Here is a 15,840-nt window from a genome sequence, read left to right on the forward strand (position 1 = left end):
GCCGGAGCTGTCGCCCCGGGCACCGCGCGCACCCGCCTGGTGATCGTCGACGACGACGCGCTGGTCCGCGCCGGGCTGCGCCTCATGCTCGACGGCGCGCACGGCATCGAGGTCGTCGGCGAGGCCGCCGACGGCGTGGAGGTGACGGCCGTGCTCGACGCCCACCCGACCGACGTCGTGCTCATGGACCTGCGCATGCCGCGCGTCGACGGGATCGAGGCCACGCGGCGCGTGCGGGCGCGACGGGACGCGCCGGCCGTCGTCGTGCTCACGACGTTCGACACGGACGAGGAGGTCGTCGGCGCTCTGCACGCCGGGGCGTCCGGCTACCTGCTCAAGGACATGTCGCCCGAGCGGATCGTCGCCGCCGTGCGCGCGGCCGCGACGGGCGAGCCCGTGCTGTCGCCGGAGATCGCGCGGCGTCTCATGACGTCGGTGGCCGACGCGGGCGGCCAGCGCGAGCGGGCCCGGGCCGCGCTCGACGCGCTCACCGGGCGCGAGCGCGACGTCGCGGTCGAGCTCGGCCGCGGCGCGACGAACGCGGACATCGCCGCGCGCCTGTTCCTCAGCGTCCCGACGGTCAAGGCCCACGTGTCGAGCGTGCTGCTCAAGCTCGGGCTGGAGAACCGCACGCAGGTCGCGCTGCTCGTCCACGCCGCGGGCCTCGACTGACCGTCAGTCGCCGGGCCACTCCCCCGTCCAGCGCTCGAACGCGCGCGCCCCGCCGCGGTCGATGAGCGCCTTCACCACCGCGTAGATCGCCCCCTGCAGGAGCGCCGCGAGCACGATCTCCTTGAGCGGGTACTCCGACTGCAGGGGTGTCGGGGCGTCCTTGCGGTGGCCGGGCGAGACCCGCTTGTAGATCTGCTTGAAAACCTGCCCGGCGACGAGCCCGCCCACGACGGAGCTGACGATGCCGACGGGGCGGTACAGGATCTTCGCGGACTTGCTGCCGTTCTTCTCCGGGGGGTGGTCACCGGTCGTCACGTCGTCCATCCCCCGACGCTAGGTCGGCTGCGGCGCTCTCGCTCGTCGCACGGGGCCCCGGGCGGCACGCCCGGGACGTCAGTCCGGCACGACGGCGCACCCGGCCGGGTCGACGACGACCCGCACCCGGTCGCCCGGCTCGACGACCGCCGGGGCGCCCGCGAGCGCGACGAGCCGTGCGGGCGCACCGCCGGAGCGTCCGGGCAGGTCGACGTCGACGGTCACCTCGACCGCGCCGCGGCGGAACACGCTCCCGACGACGGTGGCGCCCCACGCGTCGTCCGACGCCGGTGCGCCCTCGCCCGCGAGCCGCAGGCCGCGCGGACCGACCGCGAGCAGGTTGCCGGGCCCGTGCGGGACGAACGCCTGGTAGCCGAGGAACTCCGCGACGCGGCGCGACCCGGGCGCGCGCCAGAGGTCCTCGGGCGGCGCGACCTGGAGGAGCCGGCCCGCGTCCATGACGGCGACGCGGTCGGCGACGGTGAACGCCTCGTCGTGGTCGTGGGTGACGAAGACGGCCGTCGTGCCGGTGGCGCGCAGGGCCTCGCGCAGGTCGAGCGCGAGGCGCTCGCGCAGCCCCCGGTCGAGCGCGGAGAGGGGCTCGTCGAGCAGGAGCAGCCGGGGGCGGGGCGCGAGCGACCGGGCGAGCGCGACGCGCTGGCGCTCGCCCCCGCTGAGCGTCGCGACCGCGCGCCGCTCGTACCCGGCGAGCCCGACGACGTCGAGCAGCTCGGCCACGCGCGCGTCGCGCTCGGCGCGCGGCAGCCCCGCGATCCCGTAGGCGACGTTGCCCGCGACGTCACGGTGCGGGAAGAGCTGGCCCTCCTGGAACATGAGCCCGAACCCGCGGCGGTGCACGGGGACGCCCGTGAGGTCGCGGCCGTCCCACGCCACGGATCCCGCGGCGACCGGCTCGAGCCCCGCGACGGCGCGCAGCAGGCTCGACTTGCCGCAGCCGCTCGGCCCGAGCAGGGCGAGCACCTCGCCAGGCGCGACGTCGATCGTGACGCCCGCGACCGCCGTCGTGCCGGGGTCCGTGCGCGCTCCCCCGGCGCCGCGCCCGCCGTACCGCACGACGACGTCGCGCACCGCGAGCCCGGCGGCCTCCCCGGTGCCGGGGCCGGGGCGCGACGGCTCCGGCGCGCCCGCGCGCGCGGGGGCGGGGTCGGTCTGCACCATCAGAACTCTCCTCCGGGTCGGTCGCCGCGCAACCGCTCGGCGAGCAGCATCACGGTCGCGGTGAGCAGCGCGAGCACGACGCTCGCCGCGAGCGCCATGCCGTAGTTCTCGGCGCCCGGGCGCCCGATGAGCCGGAAGATCACGACCGGCAGGGTCGCGCTGTCCGGACGGGCGAGGAACGACGTCGCGCCGAACTCCCCGAGCGAGACGGCGAAGGCGAACCCGACGGCGAGGCCGAGCGAGCGCGCGGCGATCGGGCCGTCGACCGTGCGGAACACGCGTCCCGGCGCGGCGCCGAGGGTCGCGGCGGCCTCACGCAGGCGCGGGTCGATGGCGCGCAGCGTCGGCAGGACCGTGCGCACGACGAGCGGGGTCGCGACGACCGCCTGCGCGATCGGCACGAGGAGCCCCGACGTGCGCAGGTCGACGTCGAGGCCGAGCGGCCGGTCGAGCGTGACGAGGAAGCCGAAGCCGACCGTCACCGCGGAGACCCCGAGCGGGAGCATGAACACCGAGTCGAGCACCGAGATCGCGCGCCGCCCGCCGCGCGAGCGCGGGCGCCGGGACACGACGAGCGCCACGAGGCCCCCGATCACGACGGCGAGCACGGTCGCGAGCGCGGCGGTGCGCAGCGAGTTGCCCGCCGCCTCCCACACGGTGACGGACAGCGCGTTGCGCCCGCCCGTGGTGCCGAGGTTCGCGTAGTTGTCGAGGCCCCAGCCGCCGCCCGGGACGCGGAACGAACGCACGACGAGCGTGCCGAGCGGCAGCCCGACGAGCACGACCACCACGGCCGCGGTGAGCGCCGCGGGCGCGAGGTCGCCCGTCGGGCGGCCGTCGCGCCACAGGCGCAGCGGGTGGGCGGACGACGCCGACGACGACAGGTTGAGGGCGCGCTCGCGCCGGGCCCGCGTGCGGTTCGCGACCGTGAGCGCCGCCGCGACGACCACGAGCTGCACGACCGACAGCACCGCCGCGGTGCGCAGGTCGAGGAACTGCGTGGTCTGGATCCAGATCTCCGTCTCGATCGTCCCGTAGCGGATGCCGCCGAGCACGAGCACGACGCCGAACGCCGTCGCGCAGAAGAGGAAGACGATCGACGCGGCGCTCGCGATCGCGGGCGTGAGCGCCGGGAGCGTCACGGTGCGGAACGCGCGCCACGGCGTCGCGCCGAGGGCGCGCGCCGCCTGCTCGGCGCGCGGGTCGAGGTGCTCCCAGAGGCCGCCGACCGTGCGCACCACCACGGAGTAGTTGAAGAACACGAGCGCGACGACGATCGCGGCGAACGTCTCGTCGAGCCGCAGGAACCCGAGCGGGCCGCCCTGCACGAGCAACGACCGGAACGCGACGCCGACGACGACGGTCGGGAGCACGAACGGCACCGTGACGAGCGCGCGCACGACCCGGCGCCCGGGGAACCGGCACCGGTACAGCACGTACGCGCCGGGCACGCCGAGCAGCAGCGACAGCGCCGTGCCGAGCACGGCCTGCCAGAGCGTGAGGCCGACGATCCGCCACGTGCGGGGCTCGGAGAAGACCTCCGCGAACCCCGAGAGGTCGAGGCCGCCGTCGTCCCCGACGAACCCGCGCGCCACGAGCGTGACGACCGGCCACGCGAAGAACACCCCGAGGAACGCGAGCGGCACCGCCGCCGCCAGACCCCACAGCACCCCGCGCCCGACGCCGCCCCGCCAGACCTCCCGACCCCTCACCACGGCTCTCCCCCGCGCGACCACGGCTCTCCCTCGCGAGGTAGAGCCGTGGTCGCTCGGGGACCGGGGGTCAGTCGACGACCGTCGCCGTCCATGCCTTGATCCACTCGTCGCGGTGCGCCGCGACGTCGGCGGGCGCGACCTCGAAGGGTTCGTCGGCGAGCGGCGCGAACTCGGCCCAGCCGTCGGGCAGCGTGACGGAGTCGTCGGCGGGGTACATGTACATCTGGTCGGCGACGTCGGCCTGGAACGTCTCGCTCACGAGGAAGTCGAGGAGCTGCTGCGCGCCCTCGGGGTTCTTCGCGTTCGCGAGCACGCCCGCGTACTCGACCTGGCGGAAGCACGTGTCGAGCAGCGCGCCCGTGGTCGACGCGGAGCCGTCCTCGGTGAGCGTGAACGCGGGCGACGTCGAGTACGACAGCACGAGCGGGCGCGGCCCCGCGCCCTCCGAGCCGGAGAAGTCGACGTAGTACGCGTCGGACCAGCCGTCGACGACCTTCACGCCGTTGGCGCGCAGGTCCGCCCAGTAGTCCTCCCAGCCGTCCTCGCCGAACGCCCCGACGGTCGCGAGGAGGAACGCGAGGCCCGGCGACGACGTCGCGGGGTTGGTCACGACGAGGAGGTCCCGGTACTCCGGCTTCGCCAGGTCCTCGAGCGTCACGGGCTCGGGGATCCCCGCGTCCGCGAACCACGCGTGGTCCACGTTGACGCACACGTCCCCGAGGTCGACGGCGGTGAGCTCGCCGCCGTCCCCGACCGCGTACGACGCGGCGGACTCCGAGACGTCGGCGGGCGTGTACGGCTCGAGGACGCCCTCGTCGATCGCGCGCGACGCGAAGGTGTTGTCGATCCCGAACACGATGTCGCCGAGGGGCGAGTCCTTCGTGAGGATCAGCTGGTTGACCAGCGCGCCGCCGTCGCCGGGCGCGACCTGCTCGACGGTGAGCCCGCTCTCCTCCTCGAACGCGGCGAGCACGTCGTCGCTCACCGCGAAGGAGTCGTGGGTCACCAGGGTGACCGTGCCCCCGCTGCCCGACGACGCGTCGTCGCCCCCGGCGCCGTCACCCCCCGAGCAGGCCGCGAGGGCGAGGAGCGCGAGCGTCGCGCCCACGCCGGTCGCGAGGGCCCGGCCGCGGCGGGCGACGGTGGTCGTGTGCTGCATGTGTCCTCCCTGGACGTTCAGGAGGGGTCCACCGGCCCGACCAGCCGTGCGCCGGGTGGGCGCGACGGACCGCGCGAGCAGGTGATCGAGAATCCCGACTTCCTCCACCGGTGCTAACCGGATCAGGTTCGAGGGTCTGCGGTGGTCCGCACTCTCAGCTCCTCCAGGAGCTCCCCTGTCGTTCACCGCGAGCCTACACCGGCCCCTCACCCGGAGAGTCCCCTGAGAGAACCCTGAGCGCCGGCGCCCGCGGACCAGGGACGGTTCGGGGCCTGTCCCCGATGCCGCGGGCACGCGCGCCGCGGGAGGGTCGGTACGGCCGCCGGGAGCCCCGGCGGCCACCACAGGACGACGCCGCCCGGCGAGCCACGACGCTCCCGCGCAGCGGCACGACGAGAGGACGGACGAGGACGTGACGACGACAGGCGCGGCACGGCGGAGCACCCCGCACGAGGTCCCGCCCGCTGAGGGCGCTGAGGGCGCTGCGCGACCCGCGATCGCGACCGCGCGCGGGCTGGTGAAGACGTACGGGCGCGGCGAGGCCGCGGTGCGTGCGCTCGACGGCGTGGACGTCGACCTCGAGCGGGGGCGCCTGACCGCGATCATGGGCCCGTCCGGCTCGGGCAAGTCGACACTCATGCACTGCCTCGCGGGGCTCGACTCCCCCACGGCGGGGACCGTCGTCGTCGACGGCGAGACGGTCTCCGCGATGAGCGAGCGGCGCCTGACGCGCCTGCGGCGCACGCGCCTGGGGTTCGTCTTCCAGTCGTTCAACCTCGTGCCGACGCTCACGGCGGAGGAGAACATCGTCCTGCCGCTCGCGATCGCCCGGCGGCCCGTCGACCGGGAGTGGTTCGACCGCGTCGTCGACGCCGTGGGCCTGCGCCCCCGGCTGGGGCACCGGCCCGCCGAGCTGTCGGGCGGGCAGCAGCAGCGGGTCGCGTGCGCGCGGGCGCTGGTGTCGCGGCCCGCGATCGTGCTCGCGGACGAGCCGACGGGGAACCTCGACTCGCGCGCCGCCGCGGAGGTCCTGGGCTTCCTGCGCGCGTCCGTGGACGACCTCGGTCAGTCCGTCGCGATGGTCACGCACGACCCGACCGCCGCGTCGTACGCCCACCGGGTGCTCTTCCTCGCGGACGGCCGCCTCGTGACCGAGCTCCACGACCCCACGCCGCAGGCGGTCCTCGACACGCTGGGCTCCCTCACCCCCGCCGGGCCGTCCCCGGCGCACGCCACCCCGGCAGCGACGACGGCGGCCGCCCGATGATGGGCCGGATCGCGCTGCGCGGCGTGCGCGCGCACGGCGCGCAGCTCGTCCTCTCGGTCCTCGCCGTGACGATCGGCGTCGCGTTCGTGACCGGCACGTTCGCGCTGCGCGCGATGCTCGCGACCACGTTCGACGGCATCGTCGCCTCGTCGGTCCAGGCGGACGCGTACGTGCGCGGCGCGTCGTCGGCCGGGGACGCGCTGATGTCGACGTCGGCCCAGGTCGGCGGTGCGCGCAGCCTCGTCCCGGCGGACCTGGCGCGCGACCTCGGCGCGCGCGACGACGTCGCGCTCGCGCTCCCGGAGGTGAGCGGTCCCGCGGTGCTCGTGGGCGCGGACGGGACCGCGGTCCTCGGCAGCCAGGCGCCGAGCATCGGCGTCGCCTACGACCCCCGCGACCCCGGCCCGCAGGTGGTCGACGGCCGCGCACCCCGCGACGGCAACGAGGTCGCGCTCGAGTCGGCGACGCTCGCGGCGTCGGGCCTCGCGGTGGGCGGCACGACCGACGTCGTGCTCGGCGACGCCGTGCGGCCCGTGCGCGTGGTCGGCGAGGTCTCGCTGTCCGCGCCGATGGCGGGCGCGACGATCGTCCTGCTCGACGCCGGGACCGCCGCCGCGACGTACGCGCCCGACGGCCTCGTCCCGTCGGTCGCGCTGTACGCGGCCGACGGTGTCTCCCCCGAGGCGCTGCGCGACGCCGTCGCGACCGCGCTCCCGGCGGGCGCCGAGGCGCTGACGGGGGCGGAGCTGCGCGCCGAGACGAGCGAGGCGATCACCGACCAGCTCGGGTTCGTGTCGACGTTCCTGCTGGTGTTCGCGGCGCTCGCGCTGTTCGTCGGCACGTTCATCATCACCACCACGTTCTCGATGCACGTCCGACGCCGCACCCGCGAGCTCGCGCTCCTGCGCGCGGTGGGCGCGTCGCCCGCGCAGGTGTTCGGCTCCGTGGTGGGGCAGGCGGCGGTCGTCGGGGCGGTCGGCGCGCTGCTCGGCGTCGGGGCCGGGTTCGGCCTCGCGGAGCTCGCCCGCAGCGGGTTCGGCGCCGTCGGCATGGAGCTCTCCGGCACGCTGCCCGTCACGACCACGGGGGTCGTCGTCCCGCTCGTGGTCGGCGTCGTCGTGTCGGTGCTCGCCGCTGCCCTGCCCGCCCGGCACGCCGCGCTCGTGCGCCCGGTGGAGGCGATGCGCGCCGACGTCGTCCGGCCCGCCGGGACGGGGCGGGCCCGTGCCGCCGCCGGGACCCTCGCGCTGCTCGCGGGCGTGGGGCTCGTCGTCGCGGCGGCCGTGGTCGGCAGCGGGGGCGCGCCCCTCCTCGGCCTGGGCGCGGCCGGCGTCGTCGCGGGCGTGCTCCTCCTCGCCCCGCTCGCGGTCGGCCCGGTGCTGACCGTCCTCGCCGCGCCGTTCGTCGCGCTGGTCCGCCCGCTCGGCGGTCTCGCGCGCGGCAACGTCACGCGCCAGCCGCGGCGGACCGCGGCGACCGCGGGCGCGCTCGTCGTCGGGATGGCGCTCGTCTCGACGACGTCCGTCCTCGCGCTGTCCACCCGCGTCTCCGTGCAGGACATCGTCGACCAGGAGACCGCGGCCGACCTCGTCGTCCGCTCGGCGATGCCGTACCTCCCCGACGGGGTCGCGGGCGACGTCCGCGCCGTGCCCGGCGTCGCGGCCGTCGACGTCACGACGTACGGGCAGGTCGTCGTCGACGGCGAGCCGCAGCTCGTCGTCGGGTTCCCCGCCGAGGGCTTCGGGCGCTCCGTGCGCACGACCGCGACCGAGGGCGACCTCGCCGCGTACGCGCGGGGCGAGGCCGCCGTCATGGCGGACGCGCTCGACGAGCACGGCTGGGCCCTGGGCGACGTCCTGACGCTCGCCGACCCGGCACGGCCCGACCTCCCGGCCCGGGAGGTGCGCATCGGCGCGGTGGTCGACTCGCACGCGTTCTCCGTCGACCTGCTCCTGCCGCCCGACGTGGCGGCCGCGGTCGGCGCGACGACGACGGAGATGCTGTTCCTCGACACCGAGCCCGGCGCGGACCTCGCGGCCGTCCGCGCCGGGGTGACCGACGCCGTCGCGCCGTACGTCGTGGCGTCCGTGCTCGACGCCGACGAGTTCGCCGCGGACGTCGCCGGCCAGGTCGAGTCGGTCCTCGCGATCGTCTACGCCCTGCTGGGGCTCTCCGTCCTCGTCGCCGTGCTGGGCATCGTCAACACGCTCGCGCTGTCCGTCGCGGAGCGGACGCGCGAGATCGGGCTGCTGCGGGCCGTCGGGCTCGGGCGGGCCCAGCTCGCGACGACGATCGTCATCGAGTCCGTGCTCGTCGCGGTGTTCGGCACGGCCGTCGGGCTCGCCGTGGGGACCGGCCTCGCCGCCGCGCTCCCGTCGGTGCTCGCGGACCAGGGTTTCACGACCCTCGCCGTGCCGTGGACCCAGCTCGGCGCCATGCTCGTGCTCGCGGGCGTCGTGGGCGTCGTCGCCGCGGTGTGGCCCGCGGTGCGCGCCGCGCGCCTGCCCGTCCTGGACGCGGTGAGCCACGACTGAGCCGGGTGCGCGCGCCGGGCGACGCGTGGGCGGCGACTTCGCACTACGGTGGTCGTGCGAGCACGCCCGGCGCCGCCCGGCGCCCCGACCGACGGAGGAACCCCTCGTGGCCGACACGAACGAGAACGAGCAGACCCTGGCCCTCAAGGTCGGGACCGTCGCCCTGACCTTCGCCGCGGGCTGGGCCGCGCAGAAGCTCGTCACGTTCGTCTGGGCCAAGGTCACCGGGCACGACGCCCCGAAGGACCTCGACGACGAGGAGGTCGGCGTCGTCCAGGCCGTGACCTTCGCCGCCGTCGCCGCGGGCGTCGGCGTCCTCGCCCGCCGCTTCGCGGGCAAGGAGGCGAAGCGCGTCGTCGCCCGCCTCGCGTCGCGCGCCTGACGCTCGGCCCGCCCCGTCCGCGCGAGGGAAGCCGGGCCGCCCGGTAGCCTGGCGCGCGTGACCGCCCCGCCGGCGAGCCCGACGCCCCCTCAGGACTCGATCCTGCGCGCCGGCCTGCGCGTCCTCGCCGACGCCGGCCGGCTCCTGGCCCGGCACTGGCCTGCGCTCGTCGCGGTCACCGTCCTCGCGCAGGTGCTGCACGAGCTCGCGCTGCGGGCCGCGCTCGCCGTCGCGCCGTCGTCCGGGGTGCTCGGCCTGCTCGTGCTGTGCTTCTCGCCGCTCGCGACGGTCGTCGGGATCGTCGTCATGCTGCACGTCCTGCGCCGGGAGCCGCGCACCGAGCGCGACCGGCTCGAGGTCCGGGCGCTGCTCGGCTCGATCGCCTCGGTCCTCGTGCCCTACCTCGTCATCTACGAGTTCTACGGCGGGCTGTCGTCCGACTGGCAGGCGTACATCGACTCCGCCGCGCTCGACCACGCGTTCGCGGCGGGCGCAGGGATCGAGACCGCCAGCCCCGTCCCCGAGGGCTTCGGGCTCACCGTCGTGCTCGTCGTCGCGGGCGCGCTGCTCGCCCGCACCCTGCTGGAACGGCTCGCGCGGCGCCTCGACCGCAGCGTCTCCGCACGCGACGGCGACGCCCGGCACAACGCCCGCTCCGCCGCGGTGCGCATCGCCGCGGGCTACTGCGAGGTCGTGTGGATCGTCGTCGGCGCGTTCACCGTCACGGCCCTCGTCGGGCGCGTGCGCGAGTGGTGGTCGACGCGCGTCGTCGTCGTCGAGGTGACGACCTGGTGGGACGGCGTGGTCGCGCGCGTGGACGCGCTCAAGCCGCTCGTCGACGCCGTGGGCCCGACGACGTCCCTCCTCGTCGCCGGCGTCGTCACGGGGCTCGTGGTGCCGCTCGCGTGGCTCACGCTCGGGACGATCGTGTACGGCGTGGAGGCGATCGACGTCGTCGACCCCGCGCACGCGGTGCCGGGCGACGGCGGCGCGACCGGCCGCACGGCCCGCGCCGTCGACAGGTTCAACCGGACGCTCGGCGAGAGCGGCGCCCAGCGCGCCTGGGCGCTCATGCTCGACCCGGGCCGGCGGTTCGGCGGCCTGGTCGGCGCTCTCGGGATGCTGTGGCGCAGCCGCTGGGGCGCGGTGCTGCTCTTCTGCGTCGCGTTCGCGCTCCTCACGCTCGCCGAGCAGGTCGTGCTCACCGCCGCGCAGGCGGTCGTCGGCCAGCCGGGGATCGTCGCGTGGCGCGCGCTCGTCGGCCCGCTGGAGACGGTCGCGACCGTCGTCGTGCAGGTGCTCACGACCGTCCTGCTCGCCGCCGCGGCCGACGCGCTCCTCGCGAGCCTGGGCCTGCCGTCCGCGCTGCGCACGCGGCGTGCGGCGCGGCGGGCCGGGGAGCCGGACACCGGCGCCGGCACCGGGGCGCCGAGCACGCCCACCGCGGTCGGCGCGGCCTCAGCCTGACGCGGCACCCGGCCGGGCGCGGCGGTCAGCCGACGTCTGCGACGGGGAGCGACCAGTACGCGGGCAGGAGGCTCGGCTCGACGAGACGCACCTCGGCGGGCTCGGCGTCGTCCGGGGTCAGGAAGTGCTGCGTGCTCCGGCTGGAGACGGCGCCCGTGCAGACCGGCGCCTCGGGGTACGGCATGCCGGGGAGCGCCGCGGCGCCCGCCGCGTACTCCCGGCCGGCCGTGTCCCGGAGCAGCACCGCGCACGACGAGAAGGTCTCCTCCGCGCCCTCCGGGGCGGGCGGCGCGTCGGAGCGCAGCGACACGTCGGCCGCCCAGAGCGTGTAGCCGTCGGGCACCTCGATCCGGCCGCCGTACCCGTCGTCGAGCCCGTCGACCGCCTCGACACCCACCAGCCGGGCCCGCACGTCACCGACCTGGGCCCAGCCGTCGGCGTCCGGCGCGTGCGCGACGCGCGGCTCGCCCGACCACCAGGCCTGCACGTCGTCCGACCGCCAGGTCAGCCAGCCCAGGGCGCCGAGCGCCACGACCAGCACGGGCAGCCACCAGCGGTTGGTCCGCCACCAGCCGGCGCTCATGCGTCCCACCCACCCGGGACGAGCGCGGGCCGCACCGTCTCCAGGGAGTCCCCCGCGGCGGGCGGCGCGACGCGGCCGAGGTCGACCTCGGCGATCGCCTGGGGACGGTCGAGGTCCGCGTCCTGGTGCTCCGTGAGCACGCGCAGCACGAGGTCGCCCTCGAGCGCCCGTGCGGGCACCTCGACGGCGACGGTCCCCGCCTCCGGGACGTCCGGGTCCGCGAACGTGCTGAGGACCTGGTTGCCCACGCGGCGCGACGCCTCGTGGTCCCGCCCGGCGGCGTCGCGCAGCTCGACCACCTCGACGCTCGCCTCGCCCGTCGTCCCGGACACCGCGAGGTCCACGACGACCCAGACGCCGTCGGTCGTCAGCGGGCCGGATCCGTCGTCAAGCGTCGTGCCGGTGCGGACGTCGTCGACCCGCACGCGCACCGGACCGGCGGTCACGACCTCGCCCACGGTGCCGCGCGACGTCGTCGGCGTGAGCGTGGGCCACCACGTGTCGACGCGCGACACCGCGGCCCCCGCCCCCACGGCGAGGACGAGCAGCACGACGGTCACGGCCCGGCCGGTCCACCGCGGGCGCCCGTCCGATGCGCCCGGCCCGTCCGGCGCCTCGGGCCCGTCCGGCGCCACGGCGGTCGCTTCCTCGGTCACCAGCCGTCCTCCGTCTCGGGCGGGTCCATGATCTCCGGCGGGACGGCCCCCGCCGGGACGTCCACGAGCGTGACCGCGCCCGTCTCGGCCCACCGCCGGCCACCGCCGACCGTCATGTCGCGGTACCGGAACGTCGGGACGGTCACGGTCAGCGGCTCGTCGGGCGTGCTCACCGCGCCGCTCTCCCCCGGCACCGACACGGGCCACAGGAGCGCGACGTCGTCGGCGAGGCCCGGCGAGAGCACGGGGTACGACGACGCGTCGCGCACGAGGAGCGTGGGGTCCGGGCGGTCCGGCTCCGCGTCGCCCGCGAGCGCCAGGCCGCCAGGCAGCTCGTCGGGGAGCGTCACGGCGGTGCGGTCGAGCCGGCGCGACTCGCGGTCCGTGTCGAGCGCGCCGACGACCACGACGAGCCACGCGTCCGCCCCGGAGTCCTCGAGCGCCGAGACCTGCACGGCGTCCGTCACGGACCACGAGCGCACGGTGAGGTCGAAGGGCCCCGTGGCGACCGGCTCCCCCGCGGCGGCCCGGACCGGCCCCGCGTCGGCGGCGTCGTGCCGGGCGAGGCCGCCGGCCGCCGTCGTGCCGACGACGGCCCCCAGGACGACGGCGAGCGCCACGCGGCGCGGCCACGTGCCCACGACGGCGCGGAGCAGCGGCACGCCCCGGGCGGCCTTCGGCGCGGTCGACGTCACGGCGCGCATCCTACGGGGCCGTCACGGGCCGTCACGGGCCGTCGCCGGAACCGCACGGGCCGTCAGGCCCCGCGCACGAGGAGCGTCGTGACCGGCCCCATGACGATCGCGTACATGACGGCGAAGAACAGCGTGTGCAGGAGCACGAAGAGCAGCGCGTCCAGCACGGCGCCGCGGGCCCGGAAGTGGCGCACGAGCTTGCGCACGAACTGGACCGGGTGGGCGAGGTCCCAGCTGTTGAACCGCACGTACCGGCCGAGGTAGATCCCGACGGAGACGAGCGCCAGCACGACGAGCACGACGACCCACGACACGGGACGACGGAACGGGGCGTCGTCGTCCGGGTAGAGCACGATCGCGAGCAGCGCCTGCGCGAGGAACACGTTGACGAGCGTGTTCATCACCCCGGACAGGGCGAGCGTCAGCACGGCCACGATGTCGTACCAGAGCGGGACCTGCTCGCCCTCCTGCCGGTGGCTGTAGTTCAGCTCGGTGACGAGGTAGCCCGCGTTCGGCAGGAGCAGCAGCCAGACGCCGAACCCGACGACGGCGCACGTCACGACCGCCCACGACGGGGCGCCGCCCGCGATGAGCACGGCGTCGACGAGGACGACGAGCCCGAGCACGATCACCGGAGCGATCGAGAGCCCGATGTTGAGGAGCATCGGCCGGTACACGCGCGTGCGGTACAGCGGCGCGCGCAGCACCACGAGGGCGAGCGCGTACACGTTGAGCAGGGCCACGCCCCCGAAGAGCCAGTCGAGCACGACCCCACGGTACGGGGGGTTCCCCGCGCGCGGCGCGGGGAGCGTCGTTAGCGTGGAGGTGCTCGACGCAACGATCTCCCCCGTGCCCGACGACGGGCACCTCCCCCCAGGAGTCGCCATGGCGCAGCAGGACGCGGGCAGGGCCGCCGGACCCGCCGCGACGACGACGTCGACGTCCACCTCCCCGACGCTCATGCTCGTCCTCGCGACCATCGGCTTCGCGGTGAACTTCTGGGCCTGGGCGCTCATCAGCCCGCTCGGCGCGGCGTACGGGCAGCAGTACGACCTCACCGACGTGCAGGTGTCCGTGCTGGTGGCCGTCCCGGTCGTCGTCGGGTCGCTCGGCCGCATCCCCGTGGGGGCACTCACGGACCGCTACGGCGCCCGCATCATGTTCCCCCTGGTCAGCGCCCTGACGATCCTGCCCGTGCTGTTCGTCGGGCTCGTCGCGGACAGCTTCGCCTGGTTGATCGTCGGCGGGTTCTTCCTCGGTCTCGGCGGCACCGCGTTCGCCGTCGGGGTGCCGTTCGTCAACGCGTGGTACCCGCCCGCGCGGCGCGGCACCGCCGTCGGGATCTTCGGCATGGGCATGGGCGGCACCGCGATCTCCGCGTTCACCACCGTCCGCATCCGCGACGCGTGGGGCGACGCCGCCCCGTTCCTCCTCGTCGCCGCCGTCCTCGCGGTGTTCGCCGTCGTGTCGTGGCTGCTGCTGCGCGTCCCGCCCGGCCGGGCGACCGCCCCCGCCGGCGGGTTCTGGTCCCGCACCTGGGCGACGTTCCGCCTCCCCGCCACGCTGCAGCTCTCCTGGCTGTACGCCGTCGGGTTCGGCGGGTTCGTCGCGTTCTCCGTCTACCTGCCGACGTTCCTCGTCAACGCGTACGACCTCACCGCGTCCGACGCCGCGGCCCGCACCGCCGGGTTCGTCGTGCTCGCCGTCGTCATGCGGCCCGTCGGGGGCGCGCTGTCCGACCGGTTCGGCGGCGTGCCGGTGTCCGTCGCGTGCTTCGCCGTCGTCACAGCGCTCGCCGCGGTGGTCGCGTTCCAGCCGTCGCTCGTGCCGGTCGGGACGATCGCGTTCCTCGGCCTCGCCGCCGCGCTCGGTGCGTCGTCGGGCGCCACGTTCGCCCTCGTCTCGAAGGTCGCACCGGTCGAGAAGGTCGGCGCGGTCACGGGCCTCGTCGGCGCGGCGGGCGGACTCGGCGGGTTCATCCCGCCGCTGCTCATGGGCGCCGTCTACCAGCTCGAGGGCACCTACGGCCTGGGCTTCGGGCTGCTCGCCCTGACCGCCCTGCTGACCCTGCTGTTCACCCTCGGCCCCGTCCGCCGCGGTGTCCAGGCCCGCGCCGTCGCGTCCTCCTGAGCCTCCCGGGAGAAGCCCCGCGCTCGCGAGGTAGAGCCGTGGTCACGCGAGGTAGAGCCGTGGTCATGCGAGGTAGAGCCGGGGTCACGCGAGGTAGAGCCGTGGTCATGCCCGACGGCGCGTGGTCGCCCCGGGTGGGCGGGGTGGGCGGTGGTGCCGCGTCTACCATCCGCCGCTCGTTCCTCGCGGCTCCCGCCAGGCCCGCCACGACGCGGCACCACCACCCACCCCGCCCAGCGTCGTCACACCTCTGTCTCCCCAGCCCGAGCGACTGCCCGCGGTGTCAGGTGCGCTCGCACCGCACGGCCCACCGGGTCACCGCGGTCGCGCCGGAACTCGGTGGCGAGCAGGTGATCTGGGCTCGTCCTGGTCGGCTGACGGGCCACAATCACCTGCTCGCCGGAGGCCGCGGCCCATGGTGGACAGTGGGTGTCGCTCGACCCTCCGGCCCGGCGCAGGGCGGCCGGGGGGGGTGGTGCCCGGATCCACCACGGTCTTCGCCATTGACCACGGCACTACTTCGCGTGACCACAGCTCTACCTCGGCGAACCACGGCTCCACCTCGCGCGGGGGCGGTTCGATCGCGAGGTCAGTCCGACGCCGCGGTGCCGCGGGCGACGAGGCGCGGGAGGACGAACCAGAGGCCGACGAGCAGCACGAGCGCGCAGCCGCTCGACCACAGGGCGGCGGCGCGGTTCACGACGACGTCGAACACGAGCAGCACGGTCCCCGTGACGACGAACGCGAGGACGAGCACGCCGAACCGCGCGATCCGGTCGCTCAGGGTCACGAGCGTCGTCTTGCGGTGCCGGCGGAAGAGCGTGCGGTGCAGGCTCACGGGCGTCACGAACAGGCCGGTCGACAGCACGGCCAGCGCGACGAGCGCGAGGTAGACGTCGGTCTGGAAGGTGTCGAGGTCTCCGAAGCGCTGCTGGAACGGCAGCGTGAGGAGGAACCCCGTGAGGATCTGCACGCCCATCTGCATGACGCGCAGCTCCTGGAGGAGCTCCGCCCAGTTCCGGTCGGACCGTTCCTCGGCCGACTCGTCCCGCCCGTCGCTGACCTGGGTGGTCACGGTTTCCTCCC

Annotated in this window: 15 protein-coding genes and 1 riboswitch; of the genes, 6 read left to right on the forward strand and 9 right to left on the reverse strand. The window is 75.9% G+C overall.

All coding sequences use genetic code 11. From position 1 onward, the window contains the following. Positions 1-39: 39 nt before the first annotated feature. On the forward strand, positions 40-672 hold the full coding sequence (locus MT994_RS00240; protein ID WP_354805083.1) for a response regulator transcription factor: 633 nt from the start codon (positions 40-42) through the stop codon (positions 670-672). 3 nt (positions 673-675) lie between these two features. On the opposite strand, the gene MT994_RS00245 is transcribed toward MT994_RS00240, so the two are convergent. From MT994_RS00245 to MT994_RS00260, 4 genes are all read right to left on the reverse strand, one after another. Beyond that, entirely contained in the window at positions 676-996 is a 321-nt protein-coding gene (locus tag MT994_RS00245) for a DUF4235 domain-containing protein (RefSeq protein WP_034654055.1), read from the reverse strand. A gap of 69 nt (positions 997-1,065) precedes the next feature. Further along, entirely contained in the window at positions 1,066-2,169 is a 1,104-nt protein-coding gene (locus tag MT994_RS00250) for an ABC transporter ATP-binding protein (RefSeq protein WP_354805085.1), read from the reverse strand. Next, positions 2,166-3,878, reverse strand: a complete 1,713-nt coding sequence (locus MT994_RS00255) for an iron ABC transporter permease (RefSeq protein WP_354804579.1) — start codon at positions 3,876-3,878, stop codon at positions 2,166-2,168. Before MT994_RS00255 ends, MT994_RS00250 begins: the two co-directional genes overlap by 4 nt. A 70-nt stretch (positions 3,879-3,948) precedes the next feature. Continuing rightward, a complete protein-coding gene (locus MT994_RS00260) occupies positions 3,949-5,040 on the reverse strand; it encodes a thiamine ABC transporter substrate-binding protein (RefSeq protein WP_354804580.1) in 1,092 nt (363 codons plus the stop codon). Positions 5,041-5,122: 82 nt separating this feature from the next. Next, a riboswitch (TPP riboswitch) is annotated at positions 5,123-5,227 on the reverse strand. A 309-nt stretch (positions 5,228-5,536) separates the two neighbouring features. On the opposite strand from MT994_RS00260, the gene MT994_RS00265 reads away from it, so the two are divergent. The 4 genes from MT994_RS00265 (at position 5,537) to MT994_RS00280 (ending at position 10,690) form a co-directional block, all read left to right on the forward strand. Further along, positions 5,537-6,307, forward strand: a complete 771-nt coding sequence (locus MT994_RS00265; RefSeq protein ID WP_354805086.1) for an ABC transporter ATP-binding protein — start codon at positions 5,537-5,539, stop codon at positions 6,305-6,307. Then, positions 6,304-8,841, forward strand: coding sequence for an ABC transporter permease (locus MT994_RS00270; RefSeq protein ID WP_354804582.1), 2,538 nt, complete (start codon positions 6,304-6,306; stop codon positions 8,839-8,841). The genes MT994_RS00265 and MT994_RS00270 overlap by 4 nt, the downstream gene beginning before the upstream one ends. A gap of 106 nt (positions 8,842-8,947) precedes the next feature. Continuing rightward, positions 8,948-9,223: a DUF4235 domain-containing protein gene (locus tag MT994_RS00275; protein ID WP_009861813.1), complete on the forward strand. Its 276-nt coding sequence runs from the start codon at positions 8,948-8,950 to the stop codon at positions 9,221-9,223. A 57-nt stretch (positions 9,224-9,280) separates the two neighbouring features. Beyond that, complete coding sequence (locus MT994_RS00280) at positions 9,281-10,690, forward strand: hypothetical protein (RefSeq protein WP_354804584.1); 1,410 nt, start codon at positions 9,281-9,283, stop codon at positions 10,688-10,690. 25 nt (positions 10,691-10,715) lie between these two features. Here the strand turns inward: MT994_RS00280 and MT994_RS00285 are convergent, their stop codons facing one another. The 4 genes from MT994_RS00285 to MT994_RS00300 all read right to left on the reverse strand — a co-directional run bounded on the left by MT994_RS00285 (position 10,716) and on the right by MT994_RS00300 (position 13,391). Next, entirely contained in the window at positions 10,716-11,273 is a 558-nt protein-coding gene (locus tag MT994_RS00285; protein ID WP_354804585.1) for a hypothetical protein, read from the reverse strand. Beyond that, positions 11,270-11,929, reverse strand: a complete 660-nt coding sequence (locus MT994_RS00290) for a hypothetical protein (RefSeq protein ID WP_354804587.1) — start codon at positions 11,927-11,929, stop codon at positions 11,270-11,272. Before MT994_RS00290 ends, MT994_RS00285 begins: the two co-directional genes overlap by 4 nt. Continuing rightward, complete coding sequence (locus tag MT994_RS00295; RefSeq protein ID WP_354804589.1) at positions 11,926-12,624, reverse strand: hypothetical protein; 699 nt, start codon at positions 12,622-12,624, stop codon at positions 11,926-11,928. Before MT994_RS00295 ends, MT994_RS00290 begins: the two co-directional genes overlap by 4 nt. Positions 12,625-12,686: 62 nt before the next feature. Further along, positions 12,687-13,391: a DUF1361 domain-containing protein gene (locus MT994_RS00300; protein ID WP_194521334.1), complete on the reverse strand. Its 705-nt coding sequence runs from the start codon at positions 13,389-13,391 to the stop codon at positions 12,687-12,689. Between the two features lie 118 nt (positions 13,392-13,509). On the opposite strand from MT994_RS00300, the gene MT994_RS00305 reads away from it, so the two are divergent. Next, entirely contained in the window at positions 13,510-14,754 is a 1,245-nt protein-coding gene (locus MT994_RS00305) for an MFS transporter (protein ID WP_354804591.1), read from the forward strand. A 589-nt stretch (positions 14,755-15,343) separates the two neighbouring features. Here MT994_RS00305 and MT994_RS00310 read toward each other — a convergent pair. Continuing rightward, positions 15,344-15,829 carry a DUF6328 family protein gene (locus MT994_RS00310; RefSeq protein WP_354804592.1) on the reverse strand — a complete coding sequence of 162 codons (486 nt, stop codon included), beginning with the start codon at positions 15,827-15,829 and terminating at the stop codon, positions 15,344-15,346. Between the last annotated feature and the right edge of the window lie 11 nt (positions 15,830-15,840).

This window comes from Cellulosimicrobium sp. MI9406 (assembly GCF_040595865.1).
Taxonomy (GTDB): Bacteria; Actinomycetota; Actinomycetes; order Actinomycetales; family Cellulomonadaceae; genus Cellulosimicrobium; species Cellulosimicrobium funkei.

Coding starts and splice junctions, on each gene's coding strand:
- MT994_RS00245 (WP_034654055.1), bottom strand. CDS start 996: ATGGACGACGTGACGACCGGTGACCACCCCCCGGAGAAGAACGGCAGC.
- MT994_RS00260 (WP_354804580.1), bottom strand. CDS start 5,040: ATGCAGCACACGACCACCGTCGCCCGCCGCGGCCGGGCCCTCGCGACC.
- MT994_RS00305 (WP_354804591.1), top strand. CDS start 13,510: ATGGCGCAGCAGGACGCGGGCAGGGCCGCCGGACCCGCCGCGACGACG.
- MT994_RS00285 (WP_354804585.1), bottom strand. CDS start 11,273: ATGAGCGCCGGCTGGTGGCGGACCAACCGCTGGTGGCTGCCCGTGCTG.
- MT994_RS00270 (WP_354804582.1), top strand. CDS start 6,304: ATGATGGGCCGGATCGCGCTGCGCGGCGTGCGCGCGCACGGCGCGCAG.